This is a genomic window from Neoasaia chiangmaiensis, from assembly GCF_002005465.1.
Taxonomy (GTDB): domain Bacteria; phylum Pseudomonadota; class Alphaproteobacteria; order Acetobacterales; family Acetobacteraceae; genus Neoasaia; species Neoasaia chiangmaiensis.
This window is the reverse complement of record NZ_CP014691.1, coordinates 775867-792587: the sequence shown is the minus strand read 5'-3', so window position 1 is coordinate 792587 and position 16721 is coordinate 775867. Positions and strand designations below refer to the sequence as shown.

General features: G+C 61.9%; 17 protein-coding genes. 9 read left to right on the top strand and 8 right to left on the bottom strand.

Annotated features, from left to right (window positions below):
* Positions 1-104: 104 nt before the first annotated feature.
* The 5 genes from A0U93_RS03780 to A0U93_RS03760 form a co-directional block, all read right to left on the bottom strand.
* Positions 105-1085 (bottom strand): DUF2125 domain-containing protein, encoded by a 981-nt coding sequence (locus tag A0U93_RS03780; RefSeq protein WP_169852690.1) that lies wholly within the window; start codon positions 1083-1085, stop codon positions 105-107.
* A gap of 331 nt (positions 1086-1416) precedes the next feature.
* Positions 1417-2169 (bottom strand): lysophospholipid acyltransferase family protein, encoded by a 753-nt coding sequence (locus tag A0U93_RS03775; protein ID WP_077806165.1) that lies wholly within the window; start codon positions 2167-2169, stop codon positions 1417-1419.
* 107 nt (positions 2170-2276) lie between these two features.
* Positions 2277-2870 (bottom strand): YdcF family protein, encoded by a 594-nt coding sequence (locus tag A0U93_RS03770; protein WP_077806164.1) that lies wholly within the window; start codon positions 2868-2870, stop codon positions 2277-2279.
* Positions 2867-3787: a cell division protein FtsX gene (locus A0U93_RS03765; RefSeq protein WP_077806163.1), complete on the bottom strand. Its 921-nt coding sequence runs from the start codon at positions 3785-3787 to the stop codon at positions 2867-2869. The genes A0U93_RS03770 and A0U93_RS03765 overlap by 4 nt, the downstream gene beginning before the upstream one ends.
* Complete coding sequence (locus tag A0U93_RS03760; protein WP_077806162.1) at positions 3784-4470, bottom strand: cell division ATP-binding protein FtsE; 687 nt, start codon at positions 4468-4470, stop codon at positions 3784-3786. The genes A0U93_RS03765 and A0U93_RS03760 overlap by 4 nt, the downstream gene beginning before the upstream one ends.
* A gap of 96 nt (positions 4471-4566) precedes the next feature.
* Here A0U93_RS03760 and A0U93_RS03755 point away from each other — a divergent pair, with 96 nt between their 5' ends.
* Positions 4567-5109, top strand: a complete 543-nt coding sequence (locus A0U93_RS03755) for a zinc-ribbon domain-containing protein (protein ID WP_077806161.1) — start codon at positions 4567-4569, stop codon at positions 5107-5109.
* Here the strand turns inward: A0U93_RS03755 and A0U93_RS03750 are convergent.
* Complete coding sequence (locus A0U93_RS03750) at positions 5075-5482, bottom strand: hypothetical protein (RefSeq protein ID WP_077806160.1); 408 nt, start codon at positions 5480-5482, stop codon at positions 5075-5077. The genes A0U93_RS03755 and A0U93_RS03750 overlap by 35 nt on opposite strands.
* Before the next feature lie 133 nt (positions 5483-5615).
* Here A0U93_RS03750 and A0U93_RS03745 point away from each other — a divergent pair, with 133 nt between their 5' ends.
* Genes A0U93_RS03745 through A0U93_RS03725 form a run of 5 tightly spaced genes read left to right on the top strand, consistent with a single transcriptional unit; the run spans position 5616 to position 11881 of the window.
* Positions 5616-7562, top strand: coding sequence for a response regulator (locus A0U93_RS03745; protein ID WP_245825079.1), 1947 nt, complete (start codon positions 5616-5618; stop codon positions 7560-7562).
* Entirely contained in the window at positions 7559-9508 is a 1950-nt protein-coding gene (locus tag A0U93_RS03740; protein ID WP_245825077.1) for an ATP-binding response regulator, read from the top strand. The genes A0U93_RS03745 and A0U93_RS03740 overlap by 4 nt, the downstream gene beginning before the upstream one ends.
* Positions 9509-9555: 47 nt before the next feature.
* Positions 9556-10134, top strand: a complete 579-nt coding sequence (hslV, locus tag A0U93_RS03735) for an ATP-dependent protease subunit HslV (RefSeq protein WP_077808311.1) — start codon at positions 9556-9558, stop codon at positions 10132-10134.
* On the top strand, positions 10134-11444 hold the full coding sequence (hslU, locus tag A0U93_RS03730) for an ATP-dependent protease ATPase subunit HslU (protein ID WP_077806158.1): 1311 nt from the start codon (positions 10134-10136) through the stop codon (positions 11442-11444). Before hslV ends, hslU begins: the two co-directional genes overlap by 1 nt.
* A complete protein-coding gene (locus tag A0U93_RS03725; RefSeq protein WP_077806157.1) occupies positions 11444-11881 on the top strand; it encodes a SufE family protein in 438 nt (145 codons plus the stop codon). Before hslU ends, A0U93_RS03725 begins: the two co-directional genes overlap by 1 nt.
* A 2-nt stretch (positions 11882-11883) precedes the next feature.
* Here the strand turns inward: A0U93_RS03725 and A0U93_RS03720 are convergent, their stop codons facing one another.
* Entirely contained in the window at positions 11884-12117 is a 234-nt protein-coding gene (locus tag A0U93_RS03720; RefSeq protein WP_147151110.1) for a hypothetical protein, read from the bottom strand.
* A 134-nt stretch (positions 12118-12251) separates the two neighbouring features.
* Positions 12252-14678: a glucose/quinate/shikimate family membrane-bound PQQ-dependent dehydrogenase gene (locus tag A0U93_RS03715; protein WP_077806155.1), complete on the bottom strand. Its 2427-nt coding sequence runs from the start codon at positions 14676-14678 to the stop codon at positions 12252-12254.
* Positions 14679-14964: 286 nt separating this feature from the next.
* On the opposite strand from A0U93_RS03715, the gene rpmI reads away from it, so the two are divergent.
* The 3 genes from rpmI (at position 14965) to pheS (ending at position 16720) form a co-directional block, all read left to right on the top strand.
* Positions 14965-15168: a 50S ribosomal protein L35 gene (rpmI, locus tag A0U93_RS03710; protein WP_077806154.1), complete on the top strand. Its 204-nt coding sequence runs from the start codon at positions 14965-14967 to the stop codon at positions 15166-15168.
* A gap of 13 nt (positions 15169-15181) precedes the next feature.
* Positions 15182-15550 (top strand): 50S ribosomal protein L20, encoded by a 369-nt coding sequence (rplT, locus tag A0U93_RS03705; RefSeq protein ID WP_077806153.1) that lies wholly within the window; start codon positions 15182-15184, stop codon positions 15548-15550.
* A gap of 99 nt (positions 15551-15649) precedes the next feature.
* Positions 15650-16720, top strand: a complete 1071-nt coding sequence (gene pheS, locus A0U93_RS03700; protein WP_077806152.1) for a phenylalanine--tRNA ligase subunit alpha — start codon at positions 15650-15652, stop codon at positions 16718-16720.
* Position 16721 lies beyond the last annotated feature (1 nt).

Below are 16721 nucleotides of genomic sequence, written 5' to 3'. Positions count from 1 at the left end.
TCGATGTTTCCTATCACGTTCATGTGATGATCGCCAGCCGAAGATTTTCTCTTTTATCGTCAACACATTGGCCGTTCCTTGAGCCGCCGCGGGGGCCGTGTGACTCAGGGGTAGACGTAATGGAAATCCGGCTCCCCGGCGATCACGGGGACCGATAGATCGAGCGACGCTGGCAACCCGGCAACATGCTGGTGAATCCTGTCCATCCAGATATCGGCAGGCGCTCCCTGTCGTATCGTCATGGCATTGGGATGCTCGGCGGCAAACCTTGTCCAGTAGTCCTCGGCAAGCGCATGCAACCCATCCACATGGAACGACAATTCACCGTTGCCATCCGGCAGCGTGACCGACCCGGCGCCGCGAGCGCTCAACGGTCCAAGTTGCCAGGCAACGTTTTGAACGAGGAGTCGCGAATAGCGGTGGTCGCTTGCTGCCGCCCTGTCGTCGGCTGACAGTGCTGCCAGCGTGAGGCGGACATTGCGTGGCGGCCAGCCGGGCAGGGCGTGGCGCACCTGCTGGAAAGAAGGCCAGTCGGCAAGGTCCGGCAGCACGGCGTCGGCATGAATATCGACACCGAAGGCTGTTTGACCCCGCCGCGCCTTGTCGTTCACGAGAATCTCACCGCTTGCGTTATGCAGAAGTCCGCCGACGCGGTGGCCATGCCAGATGGCGGAGACCTCAACTCTCGGCGTGATGAAGTGGACGAAGGTTCCAAAGGCGCGTGTCCGGATAGTCATTGCGACATCCTGGGTGGTGGCGGTGAGCGCGCCTGCATTATCGGCTTGCGCAGCCTGGGCGCCGGCAAGGAAGATCGAAACGTGGCCGGGTTCCCAGAGCGACAACGAAAGGCGTATGCGTTGTCCTGCCCACCTGACCCGTTCGTCGTCGAGAAGCACCCGTGGCGACGCAATGACGAGATCAGCCCGCCAGGGCCAGCCGCCCCGATGTGTTCCGCTATCATCCAACGTTGCATGTGCCGCCCGCAGTTCTCGCTGACCGAGATGAAGCGCATTCTGCAACTGGCGTTGCGCGAGCCACCAGAGCGACGCGTCAAGGGCAACGATGAAAACGATCAGGCAGGACAAGTCCCGACGCCACCGTTTCCGCTTTCCTGAAAGCCAGCCTGAGGCGGATACTTGCGTCAATATTTGTTTCACTGCCGATTGCCGATGAATGGAGATGAAGATTTATCCCCAAACTGGCGGGACTTTCCAAGGGGCGGCCATGTCAAGAGCCAAATGATGGGGCGGTAGAAGGTAATTGCCGTCGAACGAACATAGGTAATCAGTCTAAGTGACTAGTAATCAAGGACGTTTTTGACGAGCGTCCTCGGTGGCTCAACGCAGGGGAAGCATTCTGGTTCTGCATGCAGAGCTTGGCTCAGCCTGCATTTTCCCAGTGTCGCCAAGGGATAAGTCAATCAGGCAGCGTTCCGCCCACAGAGTTATCCACAGTTGAGCCGAATTTATCCTCGGTGATGGACAAACGATCCCAGGCGTCGTTGATCGCGGCAATCAATGCGGCGCGCCCCTTGCTGTCACCGAGGGGACGGCCGATCCTTACATGAATGGTGCCGGGATATTTCATGAACCCGGTACGCGGCCAACAGTGACCGGAATCGGTGGCGACCGGCACGATCGGCACGGGACTTTGCTTGGCCAGTGCGACGATACCGGGCTGGAGGGGTTTCCGCTCACCGGGAAGGGCACGCGTTCCCTCAGGAAAAATGACGATCTGCCGCCGATCGTCAAAAGCCGACTGCGTATTGCGCATCAGGTCGCGCAGGGCTTTCGATCCGGCATTTCGTTCGACGGGTATCATGCCGGAGAGCATCAGCATCGGCCCGACGAGCGGTACGCGGATCAACTCCTGCTTGATGATATAGGCGGGGTCCGGCACGAGGTTCATCCAGATGAAACCGTCGAAATAGGACTGATGCTGGCAGGCGATGAAGCAGGGTCCGTCCGGTATGTTGTCGCGCCCGGTGACGTCGATGCGGATGGCGCAGATCCGGCAGAGCCCTGCGAGAACCAGCCGGGCCCAGAGTTTGGCATAGACCAGCGCCGCCTGCCTTTTGCGCAGAATGCGGATCGGGATCGCGCCGATACCCATGACGACGGTCAGGATAAGGAAATAAAGGGCGAAAGCGAGAGCGCGAAGGGCGGACATGCGGGCCTTGATCCGGGAAGACGTCGATCTTTGCTGATCGGAAAAGCGGTCAGGGAAACAAGCACGCGGCAAATGGCCTGTGCAAGCCGTCGCGACTCCTCACGCAGTTAGATTCCGGGCAAAAGGCCGGCGCCACGTGATAGCCCCAGTTTGGATCCGAGCCACTTGTCGTATTCGTGCATCAGCAGCGTCATTGTCGGGCGTCGGAAAGGATGGCGCAGGGCTGGCGGCTTGACCGCATATGGACGCAGGACCAGGCCCGGGTCCGCGCGCTGGATTTCCGTCATGGCCCGACGGATGTGATAGCCGGCGGTCACGACGATCAGCGTATGGATATCGTTCCGCTCCGCCCACTCGGCGGTTTCCGCGCCATTGCCGATCGTCGTGACCGCCCTTCGTCCCAATGTTATGTGGTTCGCGAGTGACGGCGGCAGAACGGTGCCGCCGTGGCCAACGACCTGCGCCAGGGTCGCATGGGGTCCCACGCCCGAAATCAGCAACTCCCGGCCATAGGCGCGACGCAGGAGATCCAGCGAATTCCGGATGCGATCCTGACCACCCGTCAGTGCGACGATGCCGTCGGATGGCGGGGGAGGCGCGGATGCCCTGAGCGCATCGACGCTGAACCAGCCAAGGCCGATCAACCATGCCGACAGGATGAGCCCGAGCAGAAACGTCAGTCTTTGGCATGTCCTCATCATGGAAAGCGTCGGAGCCACAGGCGCACATTGATCTGTGCGATACCCCAGCCGATCAGGGCGGTGACGCAGGGCAGGATGCCGAGGGACCACGCGAGCAGACGCGGCAGGCGCCAGTCGATCTGCCGCCAGTCCAGTAAAACCGCTGACCACTTCTGTGGCGTCGCGGTGGCGTCCTGGAAGGGGAGTGTCAGATGCGCAAGCAGACCGAGCATCGGCCAGGCAATGACAATGCCGACGATCCCGCCGATGAGCGCCGTGCCGCCGACATGGCGCGCGATACGCCCGGCGATCAGGCCATCTCCCGCACCCAGACTGTGCAGGATGGTGACGGGCTGGCGCCGGGTCGCCAGGATCGTTCGTACGGAGAGACCCACGACGCAGGCGGCCGCAATCGTCGCCAGTAAAGCGGTAATCAGGGCGCAGGCCTGAAGGCTTGCGCCAAGACGGTCGAGGCGTTCGCCCCAGGCCAGGTTCTCCTCCATGACGGCCTCCGGTATGGCACTGCGAACGACCTGTTGCAGTGCTTCCGGCGACAAGGTGGGGCGACGGGTCAGCGTCACGACGGCGGGAAGTGCGAGCGCCGTGCCCATGTCCGTTCCGAGCCATGGCGCGAGAAGGCTGCGGACATCGGCGACCGGCACGTGACGGGCGTCCGCCACGCCGGGGATGTCCTTGAGGCGTGTGACAAGTGCATCGATGGTTGATGAGGCGGTCGTATCGTCGGTCGGAATTTCGATTGTGACGGTGTGCAAGGCGGCCTGCCGCCATTGCGCCGACAGGGCGCGGGCTGCTGTCCAGCCGCCGAGGGCCAGGGCGGCGATGGCGCTCATTGCGGCAATCACGGCCATGACGGTGCGGCGGCCAGCGCCCAGGTTCAGGCCTATGCCGCCTTTCGCGGCATGACGACGGTCGCTCATGCCCGTGCCATCTCCGGCAGCTCGGCCAGTCGCCCGTTTTCAAGGGCGATGGCCGCGTTCGGGTAGGCGCGCAGCAGGTTCTCGTTATGTGTCGCGACAATCACCGTGACGCCACGACGGCTGAGTGTCTGGAAAAGATCGAGCAGGCGCCGCGCCTGGGGTTCGGCCAGCGCGTTGGTCGGCTCGTCTGCGAGGAGCAGATCGGGACGACCGATCAGGGCGCGGCCGATGGCGATGCGCTGCTGCTCGCCACCGGAGAGCTGGGCGGGAAACGCGTCCGCACGATCGCGCAGTTCGAGCCAGCCGAGTATGGCCTGTGCTTCCCGACGGGCCTCGCGTGCCGTCTGGCCGTGCAGTCGCAGGGGAAGGGCGATGTTGTCCAGTGCGTCGAGTTCGGGAAGCAGGCGAAAGTCCTGATGGATCATGCCGATCCGGCGGCGCAGAAGGGTGAGCTGGCGCCGCTTGGCTGTCTGCGTATCAACGCCCAGGATTTCCAGCATGCCGCCGGTCGGGCGCGCGGAGAGGTTCAGCAGACGCAGGAAGCTTGACTTTCCCGCACCGGAAGGACCGATCAACCAGCGAAATCCCCCCTGCGGCACCGTGACGTTCAGGTGCTGCAAGGCGTGATCGGCATGGGCGATCGCGTCGTGATGTCGGAACGAGACGTTCGTGAGGCGAATCAACGATCTGGACCTTGTTGATGAAGACCTTTGATATCAAGCCATGCAGATATTTGCATTTCATTAACTGAACGCCGGTTACATGAAGCAAGACGCGGTATGATTTGTTCGCTCCGTCATAACGTGAAACTTGCCTGGTGCGATCCAATGCGTATCACATGCCCCGAATGCGCGGCGACCTATGAAGTGCCTGCCGAGCGCCTGATGACGGCTCAACGGTTGAAGTGTGCTTCCTGTGGCGCTCGTTGGACGATTGAATTGCCGCTGGCGGCGACCGCTGCGGAACCGCAGGACGTTGGGCAGGGGCCCGGCGATAAGGACTCTGCACGGCCCGAGCCACTGCCTGTGGACCCGGCTGTCGTCAAACCACCGCTGCGAGCCTGGGATCCGGTGCGGGAAAGAGAGCCTGTTCTGGCGGAGCCCGACCGTCCACGGGCACCGCTGATCGCGCAGCCGGACGAGACAGAAACGGATGTTCGCGCTTCCCGTTCGTTATTCTGGCCATTGGCCTGGGTGGCTTCTTTTTTCGGGTTGGCGCTCGCAATCACGGGGATCTGGCATTGGCAATCGTGGATTGCCGCTGAATGGCCGCCGAGCGCCCGACTTTTCACATATTGCGCGCACTTAACGCGGATAGCGTAGCGCCGATTGCGGCGAGTGCCATAAGCAGGAAGCCGTCGAAAATGAGCGACGAAGGGGTCAGCAGATGGCCGGCGATTGTCATCTGAGCGGGAATCGTTCCCGCGACGTGGTTCATGATATCGCGGGCTTGCGGATCCGCACTGGCGGCGCTGGTGGTGATCGCCTGCACGATATGCGGCAGGATCGCCCAGCCCAATCCGAGGACGAGCAGTAAAGGGGCCAGCAATTCCGCGACCTGCTGGGTAAAATAGAAGGCGAAGTAGCAGACGGACCAGATGGCCGTGCGGACGATGGCCCAGCTCTGCCAGGGCGATTGGGCATCGTCGCGCGGCGATACGAGTCGATTGCTGGCGGGGCGGGGTGGGAATTCCATCGGGCGCGTTTCCAAATCGCCGCAGGGGGCGTCATAAAGGGGGAGCCGTCCTGAAGCGGCCGATATATCTCTTGTTCAGGTAGCCGCCGGAACAAGCAAATGCAATCTTATGTCGTTCACTCGACGAACGCCGATGGACCTTACCGAGCGTGTGGAGATTTCTGTCGATGATGGCGGTGGCGCACTGATGACTGGTGATAACGGCAGCCCGCGTATTCTTCTCGTCGAAGAGTCGGAAGCGCAGGCCCATCAACTGTATCGCATGCTCGAGCAGAACGGTTTTGACGTGCGGCTTGTCGGCAGCGGCGAAGCGGCGTTGGCGACGCTGGAGGAGACCCTGCCTGATCTGGTCGTGTCCGGCTACCATCTGCCGGGCATGAATGGCGGGCAGATGGCACGCCAGTTCCGCATGAACGCCGCGACACGGTCCATTCCCGTTCTGATGCTGACGGAAGATGTGGCGCCGGGACTGGAGCGAGAGGGGCTCGAGAGCGGGGCGGATGCCTATATCGCCAAGTCGGCTCATCCGGATCTGCTGGTCCTGCGCATGCGTGCCCTGTTGCGCGAAGGTTCGGACCTTATACAGGCGGAGGAGGCGGGGCGCTTCCGACGGGCGCGGATCGTCATCGTCACCGGACCGGACGACAACGACGACAAAGAAGGGGCATGGTCGGACGGCCCCGGCTGGGAGCGTGACGCGCAGGGCGCTTCCCTGGGCGAACTGCTTTGGCGCGACGGGCATACCGTCACGACCGTCGCCGGTTCCGGCGAACTCATTCGCGGCGGCTGGCTGGGGGGCGATGAGGGGCCCGACTGTCTGGTGATCGACCTCACATCGCCTGCCATGGACGGCATCGCATTCTGCCGGCGGCTGGACGGGCGGCGTCAGGATGTTCTCGAAGCCGGCGGCGTACCGTTTCGTATCCTCGGCATTATCGACGCCGAGCGCTTCCGCCGTCATTCAGCGGCGGACCTTTTCGATGCGGGAATCGACGATCTCGTCCCGAGCGATATCGCGCCGGACGTGTTGGCCCTGCGCATTCGTGTGATGGTGCGGCGAAAGCTGGCGCAGGACGAACTGCGGCAGCAGGAGATCAAGCGCCAGGTGCGTGAGGTCGCACTGCAGACGGCGCAGAGCGAGGCGCGGGCTGTTGCCGCGAAAGCCACCATGGCCGAGGCCCTGGCGCAGGCGAACGCCGAACTCGCAGATGCGAATGCGCGTCTGCTCGAAACGCAGGCCAAGCTGGTGCAGACCGCCAAGATGGCCTCCCTGGGTGAACTGGTGGCCGGCATTGCCCATGAGATCAACAATCCCCTTGCCTTTACCCTGGCGCATGAGGAGACGGTAGCCCGCGCATTGGGCCAGCTTTGCACGCTGACGGAAGCGGACCCGCCGGGCCGTCGCGATGCCCTGCTGGAAAAATGCACGACACGCATCGGGTCCATGCGTCTCGGCCTGCAACGCATCCAGAATCTGGTCCTGAGCCTGCGTCGGTTCTCGCGTCTGGATGAAAGCGCGTTCCAGGATGTGGATGTGGTCGAGGCGATCGATACGGCATTGGCGCTTCTGACCCACAAGTTCGGTCAGGACATCATCGTCGAGCGCCACCTTGCCGCGCCACGCACGCTGGTGTGTCAACCGGCACTGGTGCATCAGGTGGTGATGAACATTGTCAGCAATGCTGCCGATGCCATTCGTTCTCTCGGTTGCGAGAAAGGAGAGGGCGATGCCGCGTCGAGGGAACGCGATGTGCCCCTGGGGCGTATCGTCATCGAGACAGCATTGCTTCACCTGGAGTATGGCGCGCGTTATGTTATCACAATCGCCGATGACGGCCCCGGCATCTCGCCGGACATACGCGCGCGTGTCTTCGAGCCATTCTTCACGACGAAGCCTGTCGGTATGGGAACGGGTCTCGGTCTGGCGATCGCCTATGGTGTCATCGAGGCGCATGGCGGCAGCATCGAGATCGACGACGCGATGCTTCAGGGAGGCCAGCGGCGTGGAGCGCGTTTCACTTTATCCATCCCGGTGCGGATCACCGCGACGGGACCAGTCACGATCGGGCGCAAGTCATGAGAGCGACCTACGGCCAGGCGCCGCCAATGCGTAGTCGTATCCTGCTGGTGGATGATGAGACCGAAATCCTCGTTGCCCTGACGGATCTGCTCGAAGACGAGTTCGATATCCTCTCGTCCACCGATCCGATGGAAGCGCTGGATATCCTGCGGACGGCGCCTGACGTTACGGTCATCGTCTCCGACCAGCGCATGCCGGGACTGACGGGTGACAAGTTCCTGTTGCAGGCGCGCGAGATTTCCGACGCGCACGGAATCCTGCTGACAGGCTATGCTGATCTTGCTGCGGTCGTGGCCGCGCTCAATCAGGGTCGTATCCGGTTCTATGCCCACAAGCCGTGGGAGTCGGATGCATTGCGTGCGATGGTGCGCGAGGTGGCGTCCCATTGTCGTCTGGAACGGGCGCTATTGACGGAGCGCGCGCTGCTGCATGGCTTGATGGAGACCCTGCCGCTCGGATTGGTCTTCACCGACGCCGCCGGTCGGACGATCCGGCATAACATCGGCGCGGGACAGGTTCTCTCCGAGGTGGCGGGTGTTCTGGAGCAATCGCTCTACCCTCAACTGCGGCAGGACGAAATCGAGGCCATGCGTGCGCGGACTCGCGAGCATGGCCATGACGAGCATCTGCTGATGTACGAGCAGGGCGGTGCCGCGCGCTGGCATGAATTTACGCGCAGCACATTGCCCTGGCCGCGTCGTCCGAACGGTGATGTCGTGCCGGTGGAGGAGCGCTGGCAGGTCAGCGTCGATCGCGACGTGACGGATCGGCTGACGATGGAGGCCCAGCTTCGGCAGGATGACAAGATGCGGGCGCTTGGCACGCTCGCCGGGGGGATTGCCCACGACTTCAACAATCTGCTGACGGCGATTCTCGGATCGCTGGAGCTGTTGAACGATATGGCGCCTCCGCAGGATCCCATGGCGGCCAAGTTGCTGGATAATGCGAGTGCATCGGCGCGGCGCGGCACGGTTCTGACGCGCCGGTTACTGGAATTCGGTCGCCCGAAGCCTGTCGTTCTGCAACCGGTGATGCTGGGACCATTGATTCACGGCATGCACGATCTTTTGCTGCAAAGTCTGAGTCGTCGTGCCGATCGTGCCGGTCAGCCTCTGGGACGCTGTACGCTCGACATGCAGGGTGTTGCGAGCGATGCTGCGATGCCGCCGGTGCAGAGCGACCCGGGGCAGCTGGAGATGGCGCTGCTCAATCTGTGCATCAATGCGCGTGATGCGATGCCGGAAGGCGGTTGCGTGTCGATCTCCACCCATGTCGAGCCGGCGACGTCCGATGGGCCGGCGCATGTGGTTGTCACGGTCGCGGATCAGGGATGCGGCATGTCGCCCGAAACGGCGGCGCGCATTTTCGAGCCGTTTTTCACGACCAAGGGAATCGGCAGCGGCACGGGGCTCGGGCTTTCCACGATCTATGGCTTCCTGCGGCGTTGCGATGGTGACGTGCGGGTGCGCAGCGCCCCGGGAGAAGGCACGCAGATGTCGTTGTGGCTTCCCGTATGCTCGGCGCCCTGCGCAGGCGATGTGGCGGATGATGACGCCAATACCGTGCCGCTCGCATCCTGCCGTGTCCTTGTGGTGGACGACGAGGACGCGGTGCGGCTGGTGACGGAACAGTTTCTGCGCCATGACGGTCATGACGTGACGGGCGTGGACAGCGGGACCGCGGCACTCGCGCTGATCGAAGCCGATCGGGGTTTCGATCTCGTGGTTCTGGACCTGATGATGCCGGGCATGAGCGGACGGGAATGTGGTGAGGCGATCGCGGCCCGACGGCCCGATCTGCCGATCCTGTATGTGAGCGGATATGCCGATCCCGGCAACCTGCCGGAAGGCGCGTTCGTGTTGGGCAAGCCTTTCACGCCGCAGACGCTGCGTCGTGCTCTGGTGGATGCCATGGGCGCGCCGGCGCGGTCGATGGTCTCGTCCTGACGGGAGACCTCTTGTCACCGGCTTTCTGGGGCCTATCTTTCCAAACCATGCATAACGCTTCTCAAACTCACGATCCGGTCGGCTGGCATGGCACGACCATTCTCTGCGTACGCCGTGACGGACAGGTGGCGATGGCTGGCGACGGGCAGGTTACGCTCGGCCAGACCGTCATCAAGGGCAATGCCCGAAAGGTGCGGCGTATCGGGCCGAAGAGCGCAATCCTTGCGGGGTTTGCCGGCGCAACAGCCGATGCGTTCACCCTGCTGGAGCGGCTTGAGGCCAAGCTGGAGCGGTATCCGGACCAGTTGGAACGCGCCTGCGTCGAACTTGCCAAGGATTGGCGGACCGATCGCTACCTGCGTCGGCTGGAGGCGATGATGGCCGTGGCCGACGCGCATCGTTCCTTTACATTGACCGGCAATGGCGATGTGCTGGAACCCGAAGATGGCATCATCGCCATTGGGTCGGGCGGCAATTACGCGCTTTCCGCCGCGCGTGCATTGATCGATATCGAAGGGCTGACAGCCGAGGATGTCGCGCGACGGGCGATGAAGATCGCCGGCGATATCTGTGTTTATACAAACCATTCCGTTCGCGTGGAAACGTTGGGCGGCGAGACCGAATAATGGATATTCCGAATTATTCCCCGCGCGAGATCGTATCCGAACTCGATCGCTTCATCATCGGGCAGAATGATGCCAAGCGTGCCGTCGCGATTGCATTGCGCAATCGCTGGCGGCGGGCGCAGTTGCCGGACGGGCTGCGGGACGAGGTCGTTCCCAAGAACATTCTGATGATCGGACCGACGGGCTGCGGCAAGACGGAGATTGCCCGTCGTCTGGCCAAGCTGGCGCAGTCACCGTTCCTCAAGGTTGAGGCGACGAAATTCACCGAAGTCGGTTACGTCGGGCGGGATGTCGAATCCATTGTCCGCGATCTGGTTGAGGTTTCGATCAACATGCTGCGCGACCTCAAGCGCAAGGATGTGCAGGTCAAGGCGGAACACGCTGCCGAAGCGCGGCTGGTGGATGCGCTGGTGGGAGAAAAGGCCTCGGCGGATACCAAGTCCAAGTTCCGCCAGATGCTTCGCAATGGTGAGTTGGAAGATAAGGAAATCGATCTCCAGCTTGCGAGCGAGGCGCCGCAGGGCGGCGATATGTCGAACATGACGCCGGGCACGGTCATCAATTTCAATGACATGATGAAGGGATTGATGAACCGGGTGCCGCAGCGTCGCCGTCTGACGGTGGCCGCGGCGCGCGAACATCTGGCACGCGAAGAGGCCGACAAGCTGCTCGACAACGATGCGTTGACGCGAGAGGCCATTGCCCACACGCAGGAACACGGCATTGTTTTCCTCGATGAGATCGACAAGGTTTGCGGTCGCTCGTCGGAAGGCGGCATGCGGGGTGGAGATGTCTCCCGTGAGGGCGTGCAGCGCGACCTTTTGCCGTTGATCGAGGGGACAACCGTTTCCACAAAGCATGGAACGGTGAAGACGGACCATATCCTCTTTATCGCGTCGGGCGCTTTTCATATCGCCAAGCCGTCCGATCTGCTGCCCGAGTTGCAGGGACGACTGCCGATCCGTGTCGAATTGTCCGGCCTGTCACGCGACGATCTGCGACGGATCCTCCAGGAGCCGGAGCATTCCCTGCTCAAGCAGTACGTCTCGCTGCTTGGGACGGAAGGCGTGACGCTCGATTTTCAGGATGATGCCGTGGAGGCGCTGGCGGAGCTGGCGGCAGATATCAACGACCGCGTCGAGAATATCGGTGCCCGTCGTCTGGCGACGGTTCTTGAACGCCTGTTGGAGGAGGTCTCCTTCACGGCGTCCGATCGTAACGGTGAAAAAATTGCGATCACGGCAGCCGATGTGCGCGATCGGGTTGCGCCGCTTGCGAACAAGGGCGACCTGAGCCGGTTTATCCTCTGATGACCGAGGCATTCGTGGTTCCGGAAGACGATACCGCTCGTACGGCGATCGACGAGATCGCTGCCGAACTGGCGATGTTCGACGACTGGATGGATCGATATCAATATATCATCGAACTGGGGCGGAAACTGCCGGAGTTTCCTCTTGCGTGGCAGAATGAGGCCCATCGCGTTCCGGGCTGCCAAAGCCAGGTGTGGCTCGAAGCCGAAATGCAGGACGGCAGGCTTTATTTTGCCGGTGCGTCGGACGCGGCGATTGTCTCGGGTCTGGTCGCGCTTCTCTTGCGCGTATATTCCGGGCGGACGCCGCACGAGATACAGGAAACCGATCCTGTGTTTCTGCATGAACTCGGCCTGGTCAAGGCGCTTTCCACCAATCGTGGGAACGGCGTGGACGCGATGGCACGCGCGATCATGGCGCGTGCCGCAGCGGCCTGAAATCAGCTCGGGTTCGCAGCCGAAGGCGAGGCCTGCTTGACGTCCTGCTGGGCGCCGGCCTCCGATGCGGAGCACTTCGTGTAGCGCCCTTTGGCGTCACGACATTTCGCAGGCTTTTTCGGTGTTTCGCATTTGGTGAACTTGCCCTTCACATCACGGCAGGGCGCTTTGGCGTGCGCCAGGGGCGCGCCGATCAGGCCGAATGCAACGATGGCGGCGGCAAACTTGCGGATCATGATGAATATCTCCGTTCGAAAGAATGGTTCGGTTGAAATACTCTGACAAAAACGCCGCGTAAGGCAAGAAATTTGCCTTATTCGCAGATCGAAAAAAAGCCCGCCAACCGGCGGGCTTTTTCTTTGTCGGCAGCTCAGTGCTGATCCGGCAGCGCATAGGCAATCAGGTAATCGCCCAGCTTCGTGCCAAACGAACCGTGACCACCAGCGTAGGTGACGATGTACTGCTTGCCATTGGCCGAGTAGCTCATCGGCGTCGCCTGACCACCTGCGGGGAGGCGATCCTGCCAGAGCGTCTTGCCGTTCGTGACGTCATAAGCCCGGATATAGAAGTCCAGGGTGGAGGTCAGGAACGCCACGTTGCCAGCCGTCGTCAGTGGGCCACCGAGACTCGGAACACCAATCTTCAGCGGCGGAAGCTGCACGGAATAAGGCGTGTTGTAGAGGCTGTCACGCAATGTGCCATTGCGATGCTGCCAGACCACCTTGTTCGTGCGCAGGTCGATCCCGGCCATATAGCCCCATGGCGGACGCTTGCACGGCATCGGCAGACCGATGTGCAGCAGGACCGGATCGAGGAACGGGTTCAGCATGATGCCATACGGTGCCCCGTAGTTCGGCTGGACGCCCGTTTCCCCGCCCGTTGCCAGCTTGTTGTTTTCGGTCGGCCAGAGAGGGTTGGTAGGACCGCGTTTGACGAGCTGTGAGACGAATGGCAGCGCGATCGGGTTGGCAACGGCGATCTGGCGCTGCGGATCGACACCAAGGCCACCCCATTCGAACATGCCGAGGTTGCCCGGGAACACCAGCGTGCCGCGCTCGGACGGCGGCGTGAACGTGCCGTGATAGTCGAGTTGATGGAACGCGATACGGCAGATGAGCTGATCGAAGATCGTGCCGCCCCACATGTCCTTGCCTGTCAGCAATGCCTCAGGCCGCAACGACAGCTTGGAGAAAGGCTGCGTCGGCGACAGATGATCGCCCGGTGCGGCGCCCTGCGGCACGGGACGTTCCGGAGCATCGACGATCAGATGACCGTCACGACGGTCGAGCACGAAGATGTTGCCCGTCTTGGCCGGCGCATAAAGCGCAGGCACGACCGTGCCGTCTTTCTGCTTGATGTCCACGAGGCTCATCTGCGACGGCAGGTCCATGTCCCACAGATCGTGATGAACCGTCTGGTAGAACCAGGCGAGCTTGCCGGTATCGGCATGCAGCGCCAGCACGCCCGAGGCAAAGCGCTCGGCATCTGCCGTGCGGTTGCCGCCCCATTCATCAGGGGTCTGCACGCCCGTCGGAATGTAGATCAGGCCGAGATTCGCGTCATAGGATGACGTGATCCAGGAGTTCGGAGAATTCGGGACGAACTTGTGGTTCTCGTCCGGCATCTGGTTCGGGTCCGGATTGGACGGGTCGAACACCCATGCCAGCTTGCCGGTGAACAGATCGAACGCGCGTGTGACGCCTGACGGCTCCTTGATCGAACCGTTATCCGTCACGGCGCCGGAGACGATCACGACCTTGTCGGTGACGACGGGCGGAGAGGTCGGTTCATAGTCGCCAACCTTCGTGTAGGGCATGCCGGGGGTGCGAAGGTCGATCTCGCCATTGTTGCCGAAGCTGGGGCAGACCTTGCCGCTATCCGCATCGATGGCGAACAGGCGACCGTCGTTGACTGGCAGGAACAGGCGATGCTGGCATTCACCCGGCGCGGGCGTGCCGTCCGTGGTGACGGCCGAGGCGTCCGAAGCATGATAGGTGACGCCACGGCAGGTCAGGTGCTGAAAGCCCGGGTTGACGTAGAGATGTGGGTCGAATTCCCACTTCGTCTTGCCCGTGGCGCCATCGACAGCCAGCAACTTCTGATGTGTCGTGCACAGATAAAGCGTGCCGTTGACGGCGACGGGCGTTGCCTCGTTGGTCGTTTCGCCGGGATCGTTCGGGCCTTTCACATCGCCGGTATGGATGGACCAGGCGACCTTGAGGTCGTGCACGTTCGTCGAGTTGATCTGCGCCAGCGGCGAGAAGCGATCGCCATACTGCGTGCGGCCATAAGCGTGCCAGTCGCCGTCAGGCACCTGAGCGGCATCGCTGCCGGCTTCGGCAATCCTGTCGTTCGGCAGATTGCCGACCTTGTCCTCGGGATCCTGGACGAAGGCTGCGATGACGACCACGATCGCCAGCGCCACGCTGGCGGCCAGCGGCGCGGTCGCCGCACGACCGGCAGGGATCTGTCGGGTGACGAAGGGCAGCAGCAGCCAGATGCCGAGAATAACAACGACGTCACCACGCGGTACGAGCGACCAGAAATCAAGGCCGACCTCGCTGATCGCCCAGATGAGCGAGCCGAGGATGATGGCTGTGTAAAGCCAGAGTGCCGCTTGGTGACCTCGCAGAACCAGGAAAGCGACGCCAAGCAGCGCCAGTCCGGAGATCAGATAATAAGGAGAATCGCCATAGCTGAGGAGCCAGATGCCGCCCACTGCCAGATAAACGCCACAAAGGGCGAATATCAGCGTGGTTAGAATGGCCCACGGCCGCGACCGGGAGAGCGTATTCATTAACGTTCCTCAATGCCGTGGAAAGGATAAGTCTTTCACGCGGAAGTGAGGCCATAAAACTTCCGCGAGCGTCAAGTTTCGTCATACGAAAGATCATGATTCCGGGGGGTGAATCGCTCAGAAAAACCTTGAGCGGCCCTCGCGTATCGTCTATGAGCGCCGCTTCGAACGCGCGTCCGGGCCTGGTGGGCATGCCCGGCCGCCATGTCGTGTCCGTAGTTTCTGCGGGTGTGACGAGATTGCGAATCCGCAAGGGTTGGCAAGCAGGTAAGACAAGGAGATCGAAATGCCCAAGATGAAGACGAAGTCGTCGGTCAAAAAGCGGTTCAAGATTACCGCGACTGGCAAGGTGATGTGCGGACCGGGCAACAAGCGCCACGGCCTGATCAATCGCCCGAAGAAGATGAAGCGCACAAATCGTGGTCCGCAGACCATGACGGACATGGATGCCCGCACTGTGAAGCAGTGGGCACCGTACGGACTGGCCTGAGGGGATCTGATCAATGGCACGTGTCAAGCGGGGCGTAACGTCGCACGCCCGTCACAAGAAGGTTCTCGACCTTGCGAAGGGTTATCGCGGCCGGTCCTCGACGAACTATCGTATCGCTCTGGAGCGCGTCGAGAAGGCGCTGCGCTATGCGTATCGCGATCGTCGCAACAAGAAGCGCGATTTCCGCGCGCTGTGGATCCAGCGTATCAACGCTGCCGTGCGTGAGCATGGCCTGACCTACAGCAAGTTCATCAACGGTCTGGCGAAGGCCGGCATCGAAATCGATCGTAAGGTTCTGGCCGCGATCGCTTACGACGATGCTGTGGCATTCGGCGAGATCGTCAAGCTGGCGCAGCAGGCGCTGGAACCGGCGCAGGCCTGATTTTCAGGTCTCGGGGTTTGATAGGAAGCGGGTCGTCCTGTATCAGGGCGGCCCGTTTTCTTTTTTTGGGTTACGGTTTCGTGTGATGAGGGCAGGGCGATGGGCGACGATCTCGAGGCTTTGAAAAGCGAGACGCTGGTAGCGTTGCAGGAGGCGCAGGACCATTCCGCCTGGGATGCGGTGCGCGTTGGCACGTTAGGCAAATCCGGTCGCCTGACCCGTCTTCTGAAGGAACTCGGCAAGATGGATGCCGAGGCCCGGCGCGAGCGTGGCCAGGCGCTCAACCGTCTGCGCGATGAATTGGGCAAGGCGGTGGAATTGCGTGGGGCGCAGATTGCCGCGGCCGAACTCGATGCGCGCCTCAAGGCCGAGCGGGTCGATGTTACCATGCCGGTTGCTGTGCAGCCTGCCGGGCTGCTTCATCCTATTCTGCGGACGATCGAGGAGATGACGGCCATCTTCGGTGCGATGGGTTTTGCCGTTGCCGATGGTCCGGATATTGAAAGCCAGTGGCATAATTTCTCGGCGCTCAACACGCCCGATCACCATCCGGCCCGGACGGAGCATGATACGTTCTATCTGCCGCCGCGGGAGGATGGCGAGGTGGAGCGGGTGCTGCGGACGCAGACCTCGGGCGTTCAGATACGCACGATGCTGACGCAGGAGCCGCCACTGCGGATCATTGCGCCGGGTCGTACCTATCGTGCCGATCACGATGCCACCCATTCGCCGATGTTCCATCAATGCGAAGGCCTGGTGGTCGACAAGAATATCACGCTCGGCCACCTCAAGGGCTGCGTCATCGAATTTCTGCGTGTGTTCTTCGACAAGCCGAACCTGCCTGTGCGTTTTCGCGCATCCTATTTTCCCTTCACCGAGCCATCGATGGAGGTCGACATCGGCTGGTCTCGCCGGAGTGGCGAGATCGGGGGCGGCGAAGACTGGCTTGAGGTTCTCGGCTCGGGCATGGTTCATCCCCGTGTTCTGGCCAATTGCGGCCTTGACCCCGCTGAATGGCAGGGTTTCGCATTCGGTATGGGTATCGAACGACTGACGATGCTGAAGCACGGCATCCCTGACCTTCGATCCTTCTACGAGAGCGATCTGCGTTGGCTGCGTCATTACGGTTTTTCGGCGCTGGCCTCGGCCAATCTGGCGGAAGGAGTTTGAG